This window comes from Streptomyces sp. A5-4 (assembly GCF_051131715.1).
Classification (GTDB): Bacteria; Actinomycetota; Actinomycetes; order Streptomycetales; family Streptomycetaceae; genus Streptomyces.
Window position 1 is genome coordinate 407,841 of record NZ_CP178591.1, and the last position, 20,638, is coordinate 428,478.

Sequence of the window (20,638 nt, forward strand, 5' to 3'; positions counted from 1 at the left end):
GCCATCGAATGTTCGAGTCGATGGCCCCCCTTGCGAGTGATAAATCAGAGCGGTGCGTGGGCCGTTCGGGCGACGGGTAGGGCTGCACCGGAATCGACCGGTCCGCGGCACGGGTGTCGCGCGGACGCCACTGGAAAGGCCGAACGCACATGGCTCAGCAGCCCTTCACACTGCCGGAATTCTATGTTCCGTATCCGGCGCGGCTCAACGCGCACGTGGAGGAGGCCCGCATACACACCAAGGACTGGGCACGCCGCATGGAGATGCTGGAGGGGTCGGGCATCTGGGATGAACACGACCTCGACGCCCACGACTACGCGCTCCTGTGCGCGTACACCCACCCCGACTGCTCGGCCGATGTGCTGGCGCTGGTCACCGACTGGTATGTCTGGGTCTTCTTCTTCGACGACCACTTCCTGGAGACCTTCAAGCGGTCCCTGGACCGGGAGGGCGGGAAGCGGTACCTGGACCGGTTGCCGGCCTTCATGCCGATGGATCTGACGGACGGTACCCCCGAGCCGGAGAATCCGGTCGAGGCCGGGCTCGCGGACCTCTGGGCGCGGACCGTGCCGAGCATGTCCGCGGCGTGGCGGGTGCGGTTCGCCGAGGCGACCGAGCATTTGCTGAACGAGTCCCTGTGGGAGCTCTCCAACATGGACGAGGGGCGGATCGCCAACCCCGTCGAGTACATCGAGATGCGCCGCAAGGTCGGCGGGGCGCCCTGGTCCGCGGGTCTGGTGGAGTTCACGGCGGAGGCGGAGGTCCCGGCGTCGGTCGCCGCCTCCCGTCCGCTGTGCGTGCTGCGCGACGCGTTCTCCGACGCGGTGCACCTGCGCAACGACTTGTTCTCCTACCAGCGCGAGGTGGAGAACGAGGGCGAGAACAGCAATGGTGTGCTGGTCCTTGAGACGTTCCTGGGCTGCACGACACAGGAGGCGGCCGAGTCCGTCAATGACCTGCTGACCTCTCGGCTCCAGCAGTTCGAGAACACCGTGCTGACCGAGCTGGGGCCGCTGTGCGCCTCGACGGGCCTCACACCCACCGAGACCGCCTCCGTCCTCGCCTACACCAAGGGTCTGCAGGACTGGCAGTCCGGCGGCCACGAGTGGCACATGCGCTCCAGTCGCTACATGAACGACGGTGGGGCCGCGGCCGGGGCCGCCCAGTCCGGCTGGGCCATGGCCGCCGCCTCGATCAACTTCACCCCCCGCGCCGAAACGGCCCGTCGGCGCAGCCACACCCATGTGCCCTACCAGCACGTCGGCCCGTCCCTGCTGCCCGCTTTCGATCTTCCCTACGACGTCACTCTCAGCCCGCACCTGTCGGGCGCACGGGAACGCAACATCGACTGGGCGCACCGAATGGGGCTTCTCCAGCCCCAGCCGGGGCGGCCCGACTCGCACGTCTGGGACGAGCGGCGGGCCCGCAACATCGATGTGCCGCTGTGCGCGGCCGGCCTACAACCGGACGCGACACCACAGGAGTTGGACCTGTCGTCGAACTGGCTGACCTGGGGCACGTACGGCGACGACCTCTACCCGGTCATCTACGGGCGCACCCGCGATCTGGCCGGGGCACGAGCGGCCCATGAGCGGCTGCTGCTCTTGCTTCCGCTGGACGGCGCGCCGACGCCGGAGCCGGGCGACGCGATGGAGCGCGGGCTCGCCGATCTGTGGGAGCGCACGTCGGGGCCGATGAACGAGGCCTCGCGCATCACGTTCCGCAAAGCGGTCGAGGACATGCTGGAGAGCTGGCTGTGGGAGCTGGCCAACCAAACGCAGAACCGCATCCCTGACCCGGTGGACTACGTCGAGATGCGGCGTTTCACCTTCGGCGCCGACCTGACGATGCGGTTGTGCCGGCTCTCGCACGGGGACCGGGTGCCGCCGGAGATCTACCGCAGCGGACCGATCCGCTCGCTGGAGAACGCCGCGGTCGACTACGCCGCGCTGCTCAACGACCTCTTCTCGTACCAGAAGGAGATCGAGTACGAGGGGGAGGTGCACAACGGTGTCCTGGTCGTGCAGAACTTCTTCGACGTCGACTACCCGACCGCCGTGGCCATGGTGCACGATCTGATGAAGGGGCGCCTGCGACAGTTCGAGCATGTCATCGAGCTCGAACTGCCTTTGCTTTACGACGACTTCGCGCTGGACGGGGATGCCCGCGAGATCCTTGACGGCTATGTGCGCGAGCTCAAGGACTGGCTGGCCGGAATCCTCAACTGGCACCGGCACTGCGTGCGTTACCGCGACGAGGACCTGCGGTCGGGCGCCGGGGGCGCCCCGTGGCGCCTGAGCGGTCCCACGGGGCTGGGCACTTCGGCGGCCCGCGTCGGGTCGTTGCTGGGTCAGCCGGCCGCGGTGAAGATGTAGCGCTGTCCGCCGCGGGCCCGGATCTTCCTCTCGCCGCCGGTGAACAGGCCGCTGCGTACGGTCAGTTCACCGGTGCGGTGAGCGGTGAGCGCGATGCGGCGGGCCCGGCCTCCTCGCCAGCTGATGTCGACGGTGACACCGCCACGGGCCCGCAGCCCGCTCACCTCGCCGTCGGGCCAGGAGGCGGGCAGCGCGGGAAGGATCTCGATCGGCCCGTGCTGGCTCTGCAGGAGCATCTCGGTGATACCCGAGGCCGCCCCGAAGTTCCCGTCGATCTGGAACGGCGGGTGGGTGTCCCACAGGTTCGCCAGGGTGGAGGTCTTGAGCTGTTCGGAGAGCATCTTGTGGGCGTGGTCGCCGTCGTGCAGCCGCGCCCAGAAGTTGATCTTCCAGGCCTTGCTCCAGCCCGTGCCGCCGTCACCGCGTGCGGTCAGGGAGACCTTCGCCGCCTCGGCCCACCGGCTGCCCGGCTCGATCTGGCGGCCGGGGTGCAGGGCGAAGAGGTGCGAGACATGGCGGTGGTCGTCGGCCGGGCCGTCCCGGTCGGTCTTCCACTCCTGGAGCTGGCCCCAGGAGCCGATGCGCAGACCCGGGTCGAGCGCGGCGACGGCGGTTTCGACGCGGGTTCTGAAGGCATGATCGTCGCCGAGCGTGCGGGCGGCTTCGAGCGTGCTGGTGAACAGGTCATGGACGATCTGCTGCGACATGGCGGCGCCGACCGTGAAGTCCCCGTGCTCCGGCGAGTAACTGGGGGTGACGACGAGCTTGCCGTCGCGTGGATCGGTGCGCAGGTGCTCCAGGCAGAAGACGGCGGCCTCCTTCATCGCCGGGTAGGCGGTGGAGCGCAGATAGTCGGTGGACCCGCTGAAGCGGTAGTGCTCGTACATCTGCTGGGTGAGCCAGGCCGCGGCCTCCGGGAACCAGAAGGAGGTCGCCCAGTCGTGGACGCCGGTGAAGCCGTACGGATTGGTCTCGTTGTGCACGACCCAGCCGCCGGTGCCGAACATCTCCTTCGCCGTGATGCGGCCGGGCGCGCGCAGGGCCTCGACGAAACGGTCGTAGGGGGCGGTGGTCTCGGCGAGGTTGGTGGCCTCGGCGAGCCAGTAGTTCATCTGGAGGTTGATGTTGGTGTGGTAGTCCGCCGACCAGGGCGGGGCGACGCCGTCGCTCCACACGCCCTGCAGGTTGGCGGGGAGCGATCCGGGACGCGACGAGGCGATGAGCAGGTAACGCCCGTACTGGAAGAAGAGCGCCTCCAGCGCCCGGTCGGCGGCGCTCGGTCCACCCGTGTACTGGGCGAGCAGCCGGTCGGTGGGCAGGTCGGGCATGCTCTGGCCGACGTCGATGGCGACCCGGTCGAAGAGGCTGCGGTGGTCGTCGATGTGCCGGGCGAGCAGCTTCTGGTGGCCGAGGCCGACGGCCGCGTCGACGGTGCGGGTGACGGAGGCGTGCGGGTCGTCGCCTCGGTAGTGCGGGTGGGTGTCGGCGTAGTCGGTGCCCGCGGCGAGCACGAACCAGGCGCTGTCGGCGCCGGTCACGGTGAGGCTGCCGTCGGTGCCGGCGGTGACGGCGCCGCCCTGGGTGCGGAGGCGGATCTGGGCCTCGAAGCGCAGCCCGTTGTCCTGCAGCGCACCGCGCACGGTGATGCGGTCCCCGGCGGCGGTGGCGGTGAAGTCGGTGCGCGGTGAGGTGTGGCGCAGGGTGAAGGCGACCTGCCCCGGCCGGTCGGCGCTGAGCCGTCCGGCGATGACGTGGCCGGGGAAGGAGGCGAAGAACTCCCGCTGGTGGCGCACTTCCTGGTGGGTGTACGCGACGGTGGCGACGCCGGTACGGGTGTCGAGGGCGCGCCGGTAGGAGGCGTCGGGCGTCGCCGGTGCGCCGGGCACGTCGAGGCGCATGTCGCCGAAGGTCTGGTAGGCGCCGTAGCCGCGGCGCGGCTGGCCGAGTTCGGTGGCGGCGCTCTCCGGGTCGAGTGCGCCCTGCTCGGCGAGGCGCTGCTGTACGGCGGCGAGCCTGCCGGGCCGTGGGGTGGTCCAGTTGCCGGAGTCGTAGCCCCGCGTCGAGCCGGGGCCACCGGTCCACAGCGACTTCTCGTTGAACTGGAGCCGTTCGGAGGTGAGGTCGCCGAATACGCAGGCGCCGAGGGCGCCGTTGCCGATCGGCAGGGCTTCGTGCTCCCAGGAGGCGGCCGGAGAGGTGTACCAGAGCGTCCATTCATCGGAGGTGTCCGCTGCGACCGCTTCACCCATGGAGAGTGCACCTCCGAGTGTCAGAGCACTTGTTGCCCCGAGTGCGGTCTTCATCGTAGTTCTTCGACGGATCCGCTTAGTCATGCTGCGACGCTAAAGGTCCAATGACTGGCAGGACAAGATGCGCGAAGGACCGGCCCTTGACCAAACAGGGCCGGTCCTTGGACGAAAGTGGGTGGGAGTGCGGTGCGTGCGGCGCGCGGGCGGCGGGTCAGCCCTGCTGGAACATCTCCGCCGGCAGCGGCTTGAGCAGCGTGTACAGGTCGTCGGTGATCGGCCGGTCCCAGCTGGCGATGGTGACGAGGACATTGTCGCTGCGGTCGAACTGCACGCAGGAGATGCGGCTTTCGGAGAGCTTGAGGCGGCGCACGATCAGCAGGTTGTCGCCCTGCATGACCGGCATGTCCTCGGTGCTCACCACCTCGACGGGCTCGTCGTTCTCCAGCGCCGCGAGCAGCTGCGCCACCTCGAACGGCACCTGTCCGTCGACGAGGTCGCGGGCGGAGGAACCCTCGGGCAGGTTCCCGATGACCATCGCTGGGCCGCGGCCGCCGAACAGGTCGTAGCGCAAAAAGACGCCCTGGCAGCTTCCGTCGGGGGCGGGCAACAGGCCCGCTCCGAGGTTGCCCGGCCAGTCCCCCGGGTCCATGGCCAGGACGTCGAAGTCCGGGCCGGCAGGTGTGGCGGCGGGGCGGCGGCGGAGGAAGGACATGGAGCCATGGTACGTGGCCGGAGCGGCCCGCAGGAGCCGGGGCGTCCCAGCCCGTGGACGGCGCCGCGGCCCGCCGGGGGCCCCGCCGGGCGCTAGGCGGAGCGCTCCGCCAGCCCCTCCAAGAGCGCGACGGCCCCGGCGGCCAGCTCGTGCGGCACGAACAGGTGGTCGTGGTGGAAGCCGGCGACGACATTGCAGCTCACACCCGCTCCGGCCAGCTCACGAGAGACGGCGGCGGTGAGGCCGACGGCCTCCAGTGCGGAGTGCACGCGCAGGGTGATCCAGCCCGCCTCGTAGCCGTACGGCAGGTTCGCCGCGTCGGCGTCCTCCTTGCGCACGACGAGGGTCAGGCCCTCCGGCTCCGTCACGGTGACGACCGGCGTCAGGCCCGGCGGGACGCCGCCCGCGACGGTGGTGAAGACATACCGGCCCGGGTTCAGTTCGGGCCGCATGCCGCTCAGCAATTTCTTCAGTTCGCGTTCGCCGCTCATGATCGCCAGGCTACGGCCGACGCGACCGGACCCGAGGTCGCCACAGGTGCTCGCCTCGGGTGAGCGACCCGGGTTGAGCGCCTCGGGTGAGCGCTTCAGGTGAGGTCGAAGGCGCCGTCGCGCGCGTTGAGTACGAAGGCACGCCACTCGGCCGGGTTGAAGATCAGCGAGGGGCTGCCGGGTTTGGTGGCGTTGCGCATCGCGATGAATCCCTCGACGAAGGCGATCTGGACATCGCCGGCCCCCTGACTGCTCGACTGCCAGTCCGCTTTGCTCAGATCCAGCTCCGGCTTGTCCCAGCCCGCACGCCGCTGCTGAGTGGTGCTCTCGGCCACGTCTGCTCCTCCCGGTTCGTCGTCCGTGGGTCAGACTAGCGATCGCCACCGGTCCGGGACAGGCCACGGCAGGAGTACCGCGGCCCGCCCGGTGCCGCGGGACGCTCAGCCGCCCGGCGAGTCGGCCCCGACCAGCCACATCGCGAAGAACTGGGCGCCCCCTCCGTAGGCGTGGCCAAGTGCCTTGCGGGCGCCGTCCACCTGATGCTCCCCCGCCCGGCCCCGGACCTGGAGCGCGGCCTCGGCGAAGCGGATCATGCCGGAGGCGCCGATGGGGTTGGTGGACAGGACGCCGCCCGACGGGTTCACGGGCAGGTCGCCGTCGAGTTCGGTGGCGCCGGACTCGGTGAGCTTCCAGCCCTCGCCCTCGGCGGCGAATCCCAGGTTCTCCAGCCACATCGGCTCGTACCAGGAGAACGGCACGTACATCTCGACGGCGTCGATCTCCCGGCGCGGGTCGGTGATGCCGGCCTGCCGGTAGACGTCGGCCGCGCAGTCCTTGCCCGCCTGCGGCGAGACGAAGTCCTTGCCGGCGAACATGGTCGGCTCGCTGCGCATCGCCCCGCCGTGCACCCACGCGGGCGGGTGCGGTGAACGGGCGGCGCCCGTACGGTCGGTGAGGATCATGGCGCACGCGCCGTCGGAGGACGGGCAGGTCTCGGAGTAGCGGACGGGGTCCCAGAGCATCGGCGACGCCTGGACTTTCTCCAGGGTGATGTCGTGCTCGTGCAGGTGCGCGTACGGGTTCTTCAGGGCGTTGCGGCGGTCCTTGTACGCGACGAGGGAGCCCACCGTGTCCGGTGCGCCGCTGCGCCGCATGTACGCCCGGATGTGCGGGGCGAAGAAGCCCCCGGCCCCGGCGAGCAGCGGCTGCTGGAACGGGACGGGCAGTGACAGGCCCCACATGGCGTTGGACTCGGACTGCTTCTCGAAGGCGAGCGTGAGGACCGTGCCGTGGACGCGGGCGGCGATCAGGTTCGCGGCGACGAGTGCGGTGGAGCCGCCGACCGAGCCCGCGGTGTGCACCCGCAGCATCGGCTTGCCCACGGCGCCGAGGGCGTCGGCGAGATAGAGCTCGGGCATCATCAGGCCCTCGAAGAAGTCCGGGGCCTTGCCGATGACGACCGCGTCGATGTCCGCCCAGGTCAGCTGGGCGTCCTGCAGAGCCGCCTTGGCTGCCTCGCGGACCAGGCCCGCGATGGAGACGTCGCGGCGGGCCGCGACGTGCTTGGTCTGGCCGATGCCCACGACGGCCACGGGCTCCTTCATGACTCCCCCTCCAGGACGGCGACCAGGTTCTGTTGCAGGCACGGGCCCGATGTGGCGTGCGCGATGGCACGGTCGGAGGCGCCGCGGTGGATGCGGGCCGCGGCCTCGCCGAGGCGGATGAGTCCGGCCGCCATCACGGGGTTGGCTGCGAGCGCGCCGCCCGACGGGTTGACGTCGACGCTGTCGTCGAGGCGTAGGGCCTTGCGCAGCACGACCTCCTGCGAGGTGAAGGGCGCATGCAACTCGGCTGTGTCGACGGGCCGTTCGAAGGCCCCCGCCCGTTCGGCGGCGAGCCGGGTCGACGGCGAGTCGGTGAGGTCGCGCACACCGAGGCTGTGCGCTTCGATGCGGTGGTCCATGCCCCGGATCCAGGCCGGGCGTTCGCAGAGCCTGCGCGCGGTGTCGCCGGCCGCGAGGATCACGGCGGCGGCGCCGTCGCCGATGGGCGGGCAGTCGCCGGTGCGCAGTGGGTGGACGAGGTAGTCGCCCGCCGGGACCGAGCCGCTGAGCTGGGCGTGCGGATTGGCCTCGGCCGCGGCGCGGCTGCGCGCGCCGATGCCTGCCAGTGCCTTCTCGTCGGTGTCCCCCGCGTCGATGAGTGCCTGCGCCTGAAGCGCCGCGAGCGACACCGAGTCGGGCCACAGGGGCGCGACGTAGTACGGGTCGAGCTGGCGTGTCAGTACGTCGCGCAGCTCGCCGGGCGAGGACTTCCCGTACGCGTAGACCAGCGCGGTGTCGGCGTCCCCGGTCAGGAGCTTGACCCAGGCCTCGTACAGCGCCCAGGCGCCGTCCATCTCGACGTGGGACTCGGAGATCGGCGGCCAGGCACCGACGCCGTCGAGGGCCATGGTGAAGGAGAAGGCGCGGCCCGCGAGATAGTCGCTCGATCCGGAGCAGGTGAAGTCGATGTCACTGGTTTTCAGTCCGGTGCGCCCGAGTACGTCGTGCAGTACGGGCATGAGCATCTCGACTTCCGAGAGCTCGTCGCTGCGCCGCCTGTGGTCGGTCTGTCCGAAGGCGACGATGGCCACCTCGCGCATCAGATCAGCTCCTTGTAGACGTCGTAGTCGGCGTCGGGTTCGCCGCTGGGTCGGTAGTGGTCGGGATGGCGGCCGCCCTCGGTCCATACCGGTTCGACGCGCAGACCCATCCGGACCTGGTCGTAGGGGATGCCGCCGATCCGGCCGTGCAGGGCGAGGTCGGCTCCGTCGAGAGCGATGTGGCCGTAGACGTACGGCACTTCGATGTCGAGATTCGCCGTATGCCCGGCCTTGATGTTGACGATGCAGAAGGTGGTGACGGTGCCGCGCGGGCCGACCTCGACCCGTTCCTCGGTGGCGATGCCGCAGGTGGGGCAGGCGCCGCGGGGCGGGACGTACACCTTGCGGCAGGAGGGGCAGCGCTCGCCGACGGTGCGATGCTCGGCGAGCGCGTTGATGTAGTCGGTGGGGGCGCGGCCGGGGCTGTAGGTGTAGTCGAGGCGGGCGGGGGTGGTGATGCCGGTGACCAGGTTCTCGAAGTGCCCGTCGTGCGGGGCGGCCCCGGTGGCCGCCCCGCCTTCGTACGGCTCGAAGCAGGCGATGTCGGTGATGGCGCCGACGCGTTCGCCCGCCCAGCGGATCCGGACGCGCATGCCGGTGCTCACGGCGTCCGCCCGTGGCGCGTCGAGGACGTGCAGGAGGGCGGTGTCGGCCCCGTCGAGCTTCACCATGACCCAGGCGAAGGGCGTGCGCAGCGGCTGGTCGCGGCGCGGGGCCGGGTTCCAGGCCCAGGTGGTGACGGTGCCGGTGGGGGCGACCTCGACCAGGTCGCGGATCTCCTCGGCGGTCACCGGGTCGTATTCGACGGGCGGTACGAGCACCTTGCCGTCGGCGCTGCGCACGCCCAGCACGGTGCGTTCGCGCAGGCCGGTGAGGAAGGCGCTCTGGACGGGACCGAGCGAGCGGGTGAAGGGGAACTCGACGACGAGGGGGGCACTGAGGACTTCGGGCACGGTCACTCCTTGGGTCGGGTCGGTCGCAGGCCCCGCGGGCCTGCGACCGTCAGGCGCGCCGGTAGACGGGGGGACGCTTCTCGGCGAAGGCGCGGGAGCCCTCCTTGGCGTCGGCGGTGGCGAAGATCGGCCAGCCGCGTTCGAGTTCGGCGGCGAGGCCGTCGGTCTCGGTCATCTCCGCCGTCTCGTACACCGACGCCTTCACCGCCTCCACGGCGAGCGGGCCGCAGGCGTTGACCTGCTCGGCGATGGCCAGCGCCTTCTCCAGGGCGGCCCCGTCCGTCACGACATGACCGACGAGCCCGATGCCCCTGGCCTCCTCCGCGCTGTACGGGCGGGCGGTCAACAGCATTTCCAGGGCGTGGGTGCGCGGGATCTGGCGGGGCAGGCGCACGGTCGAGCCGCCGATCGGGAAGAGGCCGCGTCTGACCTCGAGGAGACCGAAGGTGGCGCTCTCGCCGGCGACCCGGATGTCGGTGCCCTGAAGGATCTCCGTGCCGCCCGCCACGCAGTAGCCCTCGACGGCGGCGATCACCGGTTTGCGCGGGCGGTGGTGGCGCAGCATCGCCTTCCAGTGCAGGTCTGGGTCGGCCTTCATGCGGTCGCGGTACTGCTCGCCGCCCATCGAGTCGCCCGCGAGCGCCTTCAGGTCCATGCCGGCGCAGAAGTCCCCTCCCGCACCGGTCAGTACGATCGAGCGGACCGTGTCGTCCTCGTCGGCCGCCAGCCAGCCGTCGTACAGACCGACCAGCATCGGCAGCGAGAGGGCGTTCTTCGCCTCGGGCCTGTTCAGGGTGAGCACCAGAGTGGCGCCTTCGCGCCGCGCAGTGAGGTGTTCCGTACCGAGGTGTTCCGTACCACCCATTGCCATCCTCCCGTCGTCGGACGTGGAACAGGTTGCAGGAGGGCGGGGTCCAGTTCAATAGTTTTCTGACAGTCAGTCAGATTTCTTCGGTGCAGGCCCTTCCCACTTGAGGCGGGCTTTGCTCTGATGACCGTCGAGCCAGTCGTGCCAGTTCCGCACCCCGGGTCAGTCAGGAGGAACGGTGGAGTACAACCTTGCCGACCTGTTCGAGTCGGTCGTCGACGTGGTCCCGGACCGCGAGGCGCTTGTGTACATCGACCATCCCGGCACGGGCGCGGAGCGCCGGCTCACGTACGCCGAGCTGGACGCGGCCGCCAACCGTGTCGCGCACCACCTGATCGAAGCCGGCATCAAGCCGGGCGAGCATCTGGGCCTGCACATGTACAACGGCATCGAGTACCTGCAGACCGTGCTGGGCTGCCTCAAGGCGCGGGTCGTACCGGTCAACGTGAACTACCGTTACGTCGAAGAGGAGTTGATCTACCTCTACCGCGACGCCGACCTGGCGGCGCTCGTTTTCGACGCCGAGTTCACCGAGCGGGTCGCGGCCGCCCTGCCGCGGACCCACAAGCTCCGGCACCTGGTGCGCGTCGGCACTCCCCCGCCCGGCGTGCCCGAACCCGCCGTGCTCCCCATGCCCTTCGCCGATGCCGAGACGGCGGCGTCCGATGCCCGGGGCTTCGGTCCGCGGTCGGCCGACGACCAGTTCATCATCTACACGGGCGGCACCACGGGGATGCCCAAGGGGGTCATGTGGCGCCAGGAGGACCTGTTCTTCTCCGGGCTCGGCGGCGGCGCGCCGACCGGCGACCCGGTGAAGTCCCCCCAGGAACTGGCCGAACGAGTGGCGGCCGGTGGCGACGGGATCACCTTCTTCCCCACTCCCCCACTGATGCACGGCACCTCGACCCTCACCGCGTTCATCGGCTTCTTCTTCGGCCAACGGATCGTCATACACCGCAAGTTCGCACCCGAAGAGGTGCTCCGTACGATCGAGAAGGAGAAGGTCACCAGCGTTTCGCTGGTCGGTGACGCGATGCTGCGGCCACTGATCGACGCGCTGAACGGGCCGATGAGGGGCACCGACTGTACGTCGATGTTCAGCGTCTCGTCCTCGGGCGCGATCATGTCGGAGACGGTGCGCGCGCAGTTCCAGGCGCTGGTGCCAACCGTGACGCTGCTGAACAACTTCGGGTCCTCGGAGTCCGGCTTCAACGGCACGGCGACCGACGACTCCGGGCCCGAGAAGGGGTTCAGGCTGCGCGTCAACTCTCGTACGGCGGTGGTCGATCCGGCGACATACGCGCCGGTCGCGGTCGGCGAGGTGGGCCGTATCGCCCAGCGCGGACACGTTCCGCTCGGCTATTACAACGACCCGAAGAAGACCGCCGAGACCTTCTTCCAGGCGGACGGCGAGCGCTGGGTGCTGCTCGGTGACATGGCGACCGTCGACAGCGAGGGCATCGTCACCGTGCTGGGCCGCGGCTCGCAGTGCATCAACACCGGTGGCGAGAAGGTCTATCCGGAAGAGGTCGAACAGGCGCTCAAGTCCCATCCCGATGTGTACGACGCGCTGGTGGCCGGGGTCCCCGACGAGAAGTGGGGCAATCATGTGGCGGCCGTGGTACAGCTGCGCGAGGGGGCCGGCGAGCCGAGCCTCGACGACATCCAGGCGCACTGCCGGACACGGCTCGCGGGGTACAAGATCCCCCGGCAGCTGGTGATAGCGCCGCAGATCCAGCGCTCACCCAGCGGCAAGGCCGACTACCGGTGGGCCCGGACCGTCGCGGCGGGCACCGGCGGCCGGTAGGGCTCCCCCTGCCGCCCCCGGTGACCGCCACCGCCCACGGTGAGACGCTGCGGGCCATCGGGCAGTCACCGGCGCGAATCGGAGGGGCCGTGCCGAAGAATCCGGGCAAGGGCGTGCTGTACGCGGAGAACGAGAAGGGCAAGGGCGGTGTAGGTGCGACGTTGGCGCGCCGTGGCAAACAGGGGAACCTGTTCGTCACCGTCCGGGGGATCACCTACAACGTCCATATCGACATCGGCTGAGCCCTACGCGCGGCGGCGGGTCGTCCGCGGCCTCTACCGGCCGCCCAGCAGGCTCTTCAGCTCGCGGCCGAAGAGCAGCCGCCCCGCCCGCACGATGGCCCCGTCGAACACCCTGGGGAGCCCACGAACGCGCAGGTCCTCCGTCCAGACGACGCAGGCGCCGCCGGGCACCGGCCGTACGTCGAACTCGGCCCACCCCAGCACGACGGAGCCGCGCTTCTCCAGGCGGCAGCGCCCCGGGCCGCCCGCCCGGGGCGGCTCCCAGAGCACCACCTCCATCGGGTCGTCGAACCCGAGCGGGCCGGGACCCGTGCGGGCAACGAAGACCGTCCCCGGGCCGGTCGGCGACTGCGTGGTGACCGTGACACGGGTGAGGGGAACCTGGGCGCCGTGGCGTTCCCACGCGGTCAGGCGGCGCCAGGCCTCGTCGGCCGGCAGGTGGGTGCGTCGTTCGATGCGGAAGAGGGCCACAGCGCGAGCTTAGGCCTGCGGGATGACAGATGCCGTTGCACGATGGGTGCATGCTGCTGGCCACCCTCGCCCGGGTCTCCCGGGAGATCACCTCGACCTCGGCGCGCTCGGGGAAGACCGCGCTGCTGGCGGAGCTCTTCCGGGCCGCCGAACCCGACGACGTACCGGTCGCGATCGCCTATCTGGCGGGCCGGCTGCCCCAGGGCCGGATCGGGATCGGCTGGAGCCTGCTGAGCGAGCCCGTCGCCCCGGCCGCCGAGCCTTCGCTCACCCTGCGCGAGGTGGACGCGGCGCTGACCGCGTTCGCGGCGGTCGCCGGGCGCGGTGCCCAGACGGAACGCGGCCGACTGGTAGGGGAGTTGATGGCCTCGGCGACCGACGAGGAGCAGCGTTTCCTGACGGGGCTGCTCACCGGCGAGGTACGGCAGGGCGCCCTGGACGCGCTGGCCGCGGAGGGGCTGGCCGCCGCCGCCGGGGCGCCCGCGGCGGCCGTGCGCCGGGCGGTGATGCTGGGCGGCTCGCTGGTCGAGGTCGGCCGGGCGCTGCTCGCCCGGGGCCCGGCGGCGCTCACCGAATTCAGCCTGCGGGTCGGGCGAGGTGTGCCGCCGATGCTGGCGAGCCCCGCGGCGGGTGTGGCGGCGGCGGTCGACAAGCTCGGCCTGTGCGCCATGGAAGAGAAGCTGGACGGCATCCGGGTCCAGGTGCACCGCGACGGCGAGGAGGTCCGGGTCTTCACCCGCACCCTGGACGACATCACCGGCCGGGTGCCCGAACTCACCTCGGTGGCCCTGGAGTTGAGCGCCGATTCCTTCATTCTCGACGGCGAGGTCATCGCGTTCGGCGCCGGTGGCCGTCCGCTTCCCTTCCAGGACATCGCGGGCCGGGTCGGCTCGCGCCTCGATGTGACGGCGGCCCGTGCGGCGCTGCCCCTGTCCCCCGTGTTCTTCGACGTACTGGCTCTCGACGGGGAGGTCCTGCTCGACCTGCCGTACCGGGAGCGCCACGAGCGGCTGACCGGGCTCGTTCCCGAGCCGATGCGGGTACGCCGGACGGTGGTGACGGGCGCCGACGGCCGGGCCGCGGCGGACGAGTTCTGGGCGCGGACGCTTGAGCGCGGCCACGAAGGAGTGGTGCTCAAGGCACTGGACGCGCCCTATCAGGCGGGACGGCGCGGTGCCTCGTGGCTCAAGGTGAAGCCGGTCCACACCTTGGACCTGGTGGTGCTGGCCGCCGAATGGGGCCACGGCCGGCGGACCGGGAAGCTGTCCAATCTGCATCTGGGCGCGCGTCGGCCCGACGGGACGTTCGCGATGCTCGGCAAGACGTTCAAGGGGCTCACCGATGTGATGCTGGCCTGGCAGACGGAGCGTTTGCAGGAGCTGGCGACGTCCGAGAAGGGCTATGTGGTGACCGTACGCCCGGAGCTTGTCGTGGAGATCGCGTACGACGGGATCCAGCGGTCCACACGCTATCCGGAGGGCGTCACACTCCGATTCGCGCGGGTCGTCCGGTACCGGGAGGACAAGGCGGCGGCCGAGGCGGACACCGTCGAGACGGTACTGGCGTCGGGGCCGGTCCTGTCCGAGCGAGAGCCGGAGTTGTAGCGGGCCGCCGACCTCCCCCACCGTAAGTAAAGAACACTTGACACCATGTCCGGGGTGCTTAACACTCCCGAGCGTCAGGTGTTCTGTACATGGGGGGCTCATGAAAGCCATCGTTCACGACAGTTACGGACCGCCCGACCTACTTCGCCTCGAAGAGGTCGCACGACCGGTCGCGGGCCGGGGCGAGGTCCTCGTCAAGGTCCATGCCGCGTCCGTCGACCCGGGCGTCTGGCATCTCACGACGGGCCGCCCATACCTACTGAGGGCGGTGGGCTTCGGCCTGCGGGCCCCCAAGACCCGCGTCCGGGGCACGGACGCCGCGGGGCGGGTGGAGGCGGTCGGCCCGGACGTCACCCGTTTCCGGCCGGGCGACGAGGTGTACGGCACCTGCCAGGGGGCGTTCGCCGAATACGCGTGCGCCAAGGAGGGCAGCCTGGCGCTCAAGCCCACGAACCTCGATTTCGAGCAGGCGGCGGCGGTCCCGGTCTCCGCGTGCACCGCCCTCCAGGCCCTGCGCGACGGTGGACGGCTGAAGTCCGGCCGGCGGGTCCTCGTCATCGGCGCGTCGGGCGGCGTGGGCACGTTCGCCGTGCAGCTGGCCAAGACCTTCGACGCCCATGTCACCGGCGTCTGCCGCACGGCCCACACCGACCTGGTCCGCTCCATCGGCGCCGACGAGGTCATCGACTACACGCGGGAGGACCCCACCGACGGCGCCCGCCGCTACGACCTCGTCGTCGACACCGGCGGCAACCGCTCCCTCGCGCGGCTGCGCCGGGCCCTCATCCCGCACGGAACTCTGGTCATCGTCGGCGGGGAGGGCGGCGGCAGGTGGTTCGGCGGCACCAACCGGGAGCTGGGGGCGCTCCTGCTGTCACCGTTCGTGGGCCACCGGCTGCGCGGGCTCGTCGCCACCCAGCGCCACAGCGACCTGGCGTCACTCACGGAGCTCATCGAGGCCGGTTCGGTGACACCCGTCATCGACCGGACGTACCCGCTGGCCGAGGTCCCGTCCGCGGTGCGGCACCTCAGGGAGGGCCACCCGCACGGCAAGATCGTCGTCCGCATCTGATGGAACGTCCAGCTTCGGCTCGACCGAACCGGGCCTGACTGTCCGCGAGTTGGAGCCGGGCGAGGCCCTCGCACGGCTGCGACCGGCGGTGTTCGCCGTGTTGGTGCTGCTGGAGTTCATCGGCCCGCGGCGCATGCTTCACGCCAACGCCGGTAACACGTAGGGCATCACGCCCCCGACGCGAGGACGCAGACCATGCCGATCACCTTCCGCAAGAGCTTCCGGATCCTCCCCGGCGTGCGGCTGAACATCAACAAACGCTCGTGGTCGATCACCACCGGCGGCCGGAACGGTCCGCGCCGCACGACGAGCAGCACGGGCCGCCGCACCACCTCGATGGACCTGCCGGGTCCCTTCGGGTGGCGCAAGACGACCCGCACCCGCAGGTCGCGCTGACTCAGCGGGCCGCGTCCCTGCCAACCTTCGCCGCCCACAGGACCAGCGGCGCCTGCAGCGGGAGCCGTGCGTAGGCGAGGGCCTTCAGCGGGGCCTTCCGGTGCCGCCAGTCGTACGCCATCTTCACATTGGCGGGGAAGACGGCCGCGAAGAAGGCCGCGGTGGCGAGCGCGCTCACCCGCCGGGTCTGCGGCACCGCCACACCCGCCGCGAGCAGCAGCTCCACGACCCCGCTGCCCCGGGTCCAGGCGCGGGCGGTGCCGGGCAGGGCCTCGGGGACGGTGGCGTCGAACAGCTTCGGCGCCACGGCGTGGGCCGCGGCCGCCCCGGCGAGGAGAGCGACAAGCAGTTGTGCGGAGCGTTCGGTGGCGGGCAACTGGGGCCTCCAGGGCGGTCGGAACTGGGGCGGCGGACGGCAGCACGATTAGTACCTGCCAGTAGACCGCATTGCTAGACGTCGTGTCAGTAGCTGCGTCGGCGGCTGTCTCAGTAGTTGATGGGGCAACCGCGTCAGTGGCAGCCGAACGCCCTGAGCTCCGCCAGGTACGCGGCGGGCGCCCGTTGGTGAATCAGGTGTCCCGCGTCGATCGTCACGAAGCGACAGCCCGGGATCCGGTCCGCCATCCGCGCCAGACGGCCCTGCGGCATGAAGCTGGTGGCGCCACCGGCGATCAGCAGGGCGGGCGCCGTGATCTTGGTGAGGTCTTCGACCCACGCGGGGTCGGGGTCGTTGTACTGCGCGTCGGTCTCGACGACCACGCCCCAGTCGTAGTCGAGCACCTCGTCCGTGCGCACCGGATCCGGACGCCTCGGGTCGGCGGGGAACGGCGGGGGCTCCTCCATGACGAGCCGTCCGACGCGCTCCGGGTACGTCTGGGCGACCAGTGCGGCGACCGCGCCGCCCATCGAATGTCCCACGAGGTCGACCCGGTCCAGGCCGGCGGCGTCGAGGAAAGCCCGTACGTCGTCCCGCATTTGGGCATATCCGTAGCTGCCCGGCCAGTCGCTCATCCCGTGGCCGCGCAGGTCGAGGGCGTACACCCGGCGGGTCGCCGCCAGCTCCTGGGCGATGTGCGCCCAGCGGGCGCTGTTGGCCGACCTGCCGTGCAGCAGCACGACGGGCGGCGCGGCCGGGTCGCCCCAAGTGCGGTACGCCATCCGCAGGCCGTTCGCCCGCACGGTGAGCACGTCCGGATCGAGGAAGGACAGCACGGTCCGGAGGAATCCGCCCCGGCCACCGGCCCACGGGAGGCCGGTGCCGGGCAGGACGACAAGCTCGGCGTCGGGCAGCACGCCCGCCAGCTCGGCGGCGCGCCCGCGCCGGACCCCGGCCCCCTCCCCCGCCAGGAGCAGGACCGGCGCTTTCACCCCGGCCGGCTCCGCATCGAAGGTGGTCACCGGCTCAGGATCGACCAGGACCAGGGAGCGCAGCCGCCCGGGGTGCTCGGAGGCGTACCGCAGAGCGAGCCCGGCCCCCGACGCGTGCGCCAGCACGTCCACCCGCTCCAGGCCGAGGTGCTCACGCAGCGCGTCGATGTCGTCGATGGTCGGGACGGGGTACGTCGACGGGGGCGCGGACTCGGCTGCGCCGCGCCGAGCGAGGAGGACGAGCTGCCGGTGCGCGCCCAGCCCGCCGAGGTCCCCGATGCGCTCCGGCCCACTCGCGGCGCCGTCCGGCAGGCAGATCAGCGGCTCCCCCTCCCCCACCAGGCGGTGGCCGAGTTCCATACCGTCGCGCGTGCCGAATATCCCCATGCCGAAGATCCTCTCAGGTCACCCGGAAGCCGGGCCGGTCGCATGCCTTGACGACCGGGCGGGCTCCTGAATTACTGATCTCCCAGAAGATCGACCGAATGATCGGTCGTCCGGTTTGGATGGGAGAGTCACCCATGACGGTGCTGCTGGACGCGGCGGAACAGCTCGGCCGCGGGGAGCTCGAAGCGCTGCAACTTGAGCGGCTGCGGAGGACTCTGCGCCACGCGTACGACCATGTGCCGTTCTACCGGCAGTCGTTCGACCGGGCGGGGCTGCGTCCCGAGGATTGCGCCTCGCTCGCCGACCTGGCCCGCTTCCCCCTCACCACCAAGGCCGATCTGCGTGACAACTACCCCTTCGGCATGTTCGCCGTCCCCCAGTCCGAGGTCCGCCGCATCCACGCCTCCAGCGGCACCACGGGCCGCCCGACCGTCGTCGGCTACACCGAGGGCGATCTGGACATGTGGGCCGACATGGTCGCGCGCTCGATCCGCGCGGCCGGCGGACGCCCCGGCCACAAGGTCCATGTGGCGTACGGATACGGGCTGTTCACCGGTGGCCTCGGCGCGCACTACGGGGCCGAGCGGCTCGGCTGCACCGTCATCCCGGCCTCCGGCGGCATGACCGCGCGCCAGGTACAGCTGATCCAGGACTTCCGCCCCGAGGTCATCATGGTGACGCCGTCGTACATGCTCACCCTGCTCGACGAGTTCGAACGCCAGGGCGTCGATCCGCGCTCCACCTCGCTGCAGGTCGGCATCTTCGGCGCCGAGCCGTGGACGGAGGCGATGCGCACGGAGATCGAGGAGCGGTTCGCGATCGACGCGGTCGACATATACGGGCTGTCCGAGGTGATCGGCCCCGGCGTCGCGCAGGAGTGCGTGGAGACGAAGGACGGGCTGCACATCTGGGAGGACCACTTCTACCCGGAGATCGTCGACCCCCTCACGGGCGAGGTGCTCCCCGACGGTGAGAAGGGCGAGCTGGTCTTCACCTCACTCACCAAACAGGCCATGCCGATGATCCGCTACCGGACGAGGGACCTGACACGACTGCTGCCGGGGACGGCCAGGGTCTTCCGGCGGATGGAGAAGGTCACCGGCCGCAGCGACGACCTGGTGATCGTGCGCGGGGTCAATCTCTTCCCCACCCAGGTCGAGGAGATCGTCCTGCGCACGCCCGCGCTCGCCCCGCACTTTCAGCTCCTGCTGACCCGCGACGGCCGGATGGATCAGCTCACCGTGCTGGCCGAGGCCAGGGCGGATGCCACCGCCGACGAGCGGGTGGCCGCCGCGCTGGCGCTCGCGACGGCCGTGAAGGACGGCATCGGGGTGTCGGTCAAGGTCGATGTCCTCGACCCCGAGACGCTGGAGCGGTCGGTGGGCAAGTTCAAACGGATCGTGGACCGTCGTCCGCACTGAAGCGGTCCCGCAGTTCGCGCTTGAGAATCTTCCCGCTGGCGTTGCGCGGCAGCTCGTCCACGAACAGGACCTTCTTCGGGGCCTTGAAGTGGGCGAGCTTCTCACGTGCGTGGGCCATCAGTTCGGCCTCGGTGACCTCGCCGCGCGGCACGACGAAGGCGGTGACGGCCTCGATCCACCGCACGTCCGACAGCCCGACCACCGCTGCCTCGGCGACGCCCGGGTGGGTGTAGAGCGCGTCCTCGACCTGGCGTGAAGCGATCAGCACACCACCGGAGTTGATGACGTCCTTCACCCGGTCGACGATCGTGAAGTACCCCTCGCGGTCACGCACCGCGAGGTCCCCGGAGCGGAACCAGCCGTCGCGGAAGGCCTCCTTCGTCTCCGCCGCCTTGTGCCAGTAGCCCTCGCACAGCTGCGGTGAGCGGTACACGACCTCGCCGGCCGTCCCGTCGGGGACCTCGTCGCCGTGCTCGTCGACGACCATGGCCTCGACGAAAAGCACGGGCCGGCCACAGGAGTCCATCCGGCCCTCGTGCTCGTCGGGGCCCAGGACGGTGGCGAGCGGGCCGATCTCGCTCTGGCCGAAGCAGTTGTAGAAGGCGAGCGAGGGAAGCCGCTCCCGGAGCCGTTCGAGAACCGGCACGGGCATGATCGACGCCCCGTAGTACGCCTTGCGGAGCCCACCGAGCTCCCGGGTGGCGAATTCGGGGTGGTTGGCCAGGCCGATCCAGACCGTGGGCGGCGCGAAGAGACTGTCCGCTTCGCCCGCCTCCACCAGGTCGAAGATCTTCGCCGGATCGGGCCCGTCGATGATGATGTTCGTCGCGCCGACAGCGAGGTAGGGCAGCAGGAAGACGTGCATCTGCGCCGAGTGGTAGAGCGGCAGCGAGTGGACGGGCCGGTCGCTGTCCTTGAGGTCCAGCGCGGTGATGGCGCTGACGTACTCGTGGACGAGCGCCCGGTGGGTCATCATCGCGCCCTTGGGCGAGGCGGTCGTCCCCGAGGTGTAGAGGAACTGCACGACGTCCCGGCCCTCCCGGTCGATCTCGTACGGCTGCGGGCTGCCCAGCGCCGCGAGCAGTGAGCCCGGTGCGTCGCGCAGCGCGCGTACGGCGAATCCCGCCGGCACCCGCCCGGCGAGATCCGGGTCGGCGAGGACCAGCGCACTGCCCGAGTCCTCCAGGATGTACGTCAGATCCTCACCGGACAGGTTCTGATTCACCGGCACATGGACCAGGCCCGCCCGCGCGCAGGCGAGGAAGGCGATCAGGTACACGTCCGAGTTGTGGCCGTACGTCGCCACCCGGTCGCCGCCCTCCAGTCCCTGCCCGGTCAGCACGGCCGCCGCGGTGGAGACCGCTTCGTCCAGCTCCGCGTACGTCCAGGTCCGGTCCGCGTACCTCAGGGCGGTGCGGTCGGGGGTGCGCCGGGCGCTGCGCCGCAGGACACCGTCGACTGTGCTGTTGCGTACGGCTCTCATGGCGTGATCCTGCGGGGCGGCGCCCCCCGGGTCAAGCGGGCCGACGTCCAATACCGAACGGGATGTTGACATGCGTCCGCCCGGCTGGGTGCATG

19 protein-coding genes are annotated in these 20,638 nt (G+C 70.8%); 7 read left to right on the forward strand and 12 right to left on the reverse strand.

The window, feature by feature from the left end:
- Window positions 1-149: 149 nt before the first annotated feature.
- On the forward strand, window positions 150-2,375 hold the full coding sequence (locus ACLLJJ_RS02000) for a terpene synthase family protein (protein ID WP_434587509.1): 2,226 nt from the start codon (window positions 150-152) through the stop codon (window positions 2,373-2,375).
- On the opposite strand, the gene ACLLJJ_RS02005 is transcribed toward ACLLJJ_RS02000, so the two are convergent.
- From ACLLJJ_RS02005 to ACLLJJ_RS02040, 8 genes are all read right to left on the reverse strand, one after another.
- A complete protein-coding gene (locus ACLLJJ_RS02005; protein WP_434587510.1) occupies window positions 2,351-4,624 on the reverse strand; it encodes a glycoside hydrolase family 95 protein in 2,274 nt (757 codons plus the stop codon). The two genes, ACLLJJ_RS02000 and ACLLJJ_RS02005, sit on opposite strands and share 25 nt — an antisense overlap.
- Window positions 4,625-4,835: 211 nt before the next feature.
- Window positions 4,836-5,336, reverse strand: coding sequence for a hypothetical protein (locus ACLLJJ_RS02010; protein WP_283515040.1), 501 nt, complete (start codon window positions 5,334-5,336; stop codon window positions 4,836-4,838).
- Between the two features lie 92 nt (window positions 5,337-5,428).
- Window positions 5,429-5,827 carry an ACT domain-containing protein gene (locus ACLLJJ_RS02015; RefSeq protein ID WP_434587511.1) on the reverse strand — a complete coding sequence of 133 codons (399 nt, stop codon included), beginning with the start codon at window positions 5,825-5,827 and terminating at the stop codon, window positions 5,429-5,431.
- Between the two features lie 95 nt (window positions 5,828-5,922).
- Window positions 5,923-6,162: a DUF397 domain-containing protein gene (locus ACLLJJ_RS02020; protein WP_283515042.1), complete on the reverse strand. Its 240-nt coding sequence runs from the start codon at window positions 6,160-6,162 to the stop codon at window positions 5,923-5,925.
- 105 nt (window positions 6,163-6,267) lie between these two features.
- Window positions 6,268-7,431, reverse strand: coding sequence for a thiolase domain-containing protein (locus ACLLJJ_RS02025; protein WP_434587512.1), 1,164 nt, complete (start codon window positions 7,429-7,431; stop codon window positions 6,268-6,270).
- Window positions 7,428-8,471: a thiolase domain-containing protein gene (locus ACLLJJ_RS02030; protein WP_434587513.1), complete on the reverse strand. Its 1,044-nt coding sequence runs from the start codon at window positions 8,469-8,471 to the stop codon at window positions 7,428-7,430. Before ACLLJJ_RS02030 ends, ACLLJJ_RS02025 begins: the two co-directional genes overlap by 4 nt.
- The gene (locus ACLLJJ_RS02035) at window positions 8,471-9,424 is read right to left on the reverse strand and encodes a Zn-ribbon domain-containing OB-fold protein (RefSeq protein WP_434587514.1); all 954 of its coding nucleotides are present in this window, start codon (window positions 9,422-9,424) and stop codon (window positions 8,471-8,473) included. Before ACLLJJ_RS02035 ends, ACLLJJ_RS02030 begins: the two co-directional genes overlap by 1 nt.
- Window positions 9,425-9,473: 49 nt before the next feature.
- Window positions 9,474-10,289 carry a crotonase/enoyl-CoA hydratase family protein gene (locus tag ACLLJJ_RS02040; RefSeq protein ID WP_434587515.1) on the reverse strand — a complete coding sequence of 272 codons (816 nt, stop codon included), beginning with the start codon at window positions 10,287-10,289 and terminating at the stop codon, window positions 9,474-9,476.
- A 181-nt stretch (window positions 10,290-10,470) separates the two neighbouring features.
- Here ACLLJJ_RS02040 and ACLLJJ_RS02045 point away from each other — a divergent pair, with 181 nt between their 5' ends.
- Window positions 10,471-12,099 (forward strand): acyl-CoA synthetase, encoded by a 1,629-nt coding sequence (locus ACLLJJ_RS02045; RefSeq protein WP_434587516.1) that lies wholly within the window; start codon window positions 10,471-10,473, stop codon window positions 12,097-12,099.
- An 89-nt stretch (window positions 12,100-12,188) separates the two neighbouring features.
- The gene (locus tag ACLLJJ_RS02050; protein WP_434587517.1) at window positions 12,189-12,341 is read left to right on the forward strand and encodes a hypothetical protein; all 153 of its coding nucleotides are present in this window, start codon (window positions 12,189-12,191) and stop codon (window positions 12,339-12,341) included.
- A 33-nt stretch (window positions 12,342-12,374) separates the two neighbouring features.
- Here the strand turns inward: ACLLJJ_RS02050 and ACLLJJ_RS02055 are convergent, their stop codons facing one another.
- Window positions 12,375-12,812, reverse strand: coding sequence for an SRPBCC family protein (locus ACLLJJ_RS02055; RefSeq protein ID WP_434587518.1), 438 nt, complete (start codon window positions 12,810-12,812; stop codon window positions 12,375-12,377).
- 50 nt (window positions 12,813-12,862) lie between these two features.
- Here ACLLJJ_RS02055 and ACLLJJ_RS02060 point away from each other — a divergent pair, with 50 nt between their 5' ends.
- The 3 genes from ACLLJJ_RS02060 to ACLLJJ_RS02070 all read left to right on the forward strand — a co-directional run bounded on the left by ACLLJJ_RS02060 (window position 12,863) and on the right by ACLLJJ_RS02070 (window position 15,884).
- Window positions 12,863-14,416, forward strand: coding sequence for an ATP-dependent DNA ligase (locus ACLLJJ_RS02060; RefSeq protein WP_434587519.1), 1,554 nt, complete (start codon window positions 12,863-12,865; stop codon window positions 14,414-14,416).
- A gap of 100 nt (window positions 14,417-14,516) precedes the next feature.
- The gene (locus ACLLJJ_RS02065) at window positions 14,517-15,488 is read left to right on the forward strand and encodes an NAD(P)-dependent alcohol dehydrogenase (RefSeq protein WP_434587520.1); all 972 of its coding nucleotides are present in this window, start codon (window positions 14,517-14,519) and stop codon (window positions 15,486-15,488) included.
- A gap of 195 nt (window positions 15,489-15,683) precedes the next feature.
- Window positions 15,684-15,884 (forward strand): DUF4236 domain-containing protein, encoded by a 201-nt coding sequence (locus tag ACLLJJ_RS02070; protein ID WP_434587521.1) that lies wholly within the window; start codon window positions 15,684-15,686, stop codon window positions 15,882-15,884.
- A gap of 1 nt (window position 15,885) precedes the next feature.
- Here the strand turns inward: ACLLJJ_RS02070 and ACLLJJ_RS02075 are convergent, their stop codons facing one another.
- Together ACLLJJ_RS02075 and ACLLJJ_RS02080 are read right to left on the reverse strand one after the other, a co-directional pair.
- A complete protein-coding gene (locus ACLLJJ_RS02075) occupies window positions 15,886-16,260 on the reverse strand; it encodes a DoxX family protein (RefSeq protein ID WP_434587523.1) in 375 nt (124 codons plus the stop codon).
- Window positions 16,261-16,394: 134 nt separating this feature from the next.
- A complete protein-coding gene (locus tag ACLLJJ_RS02080; protein WP_434587524.1) occupies window positions 16,395-17,639 on the reverse strand; it encodes an alpha/beta fold hydrolase in 1,245 nt (414 codons plus the stop codon).
- Window positions 17,640-17,773: 134 nt separating this feature from the next.
- Between ACLLJJ_RS02080 and paaK the strand changes: the two genes are divergently transcribed.
- Window positions 17,774-19,060, forward strand: a complete 1,287-nt coding sequence (paaK, locus tag ACLLJJ_RS02085) for a phenylacetate--CoA ligase PaaK (protein ID WP_434587526.1) — start codon at window positions 17,774-17,776, stop codon at window positions 19,058-19,060.
- On the opposite strand, the gene ACLLJJ_RS02090 is transcribed toward paaK, so the two are convergent.
- A complete protein-coding gene (locus ACLLJJ_RS02090) occupies window positions 19,029-20,543 on the reverse strand; it encodes an acyl-CoA synthetase (protein WP_434587527.1) in 1,515 nt (504 codons plus the stop codon). The genes paaK and ACLLJJ_RS02090 overlap by 32 nt on opposite strands.
- Window positions 20,544-20,638: the final 95 nt, after the last annotated feature.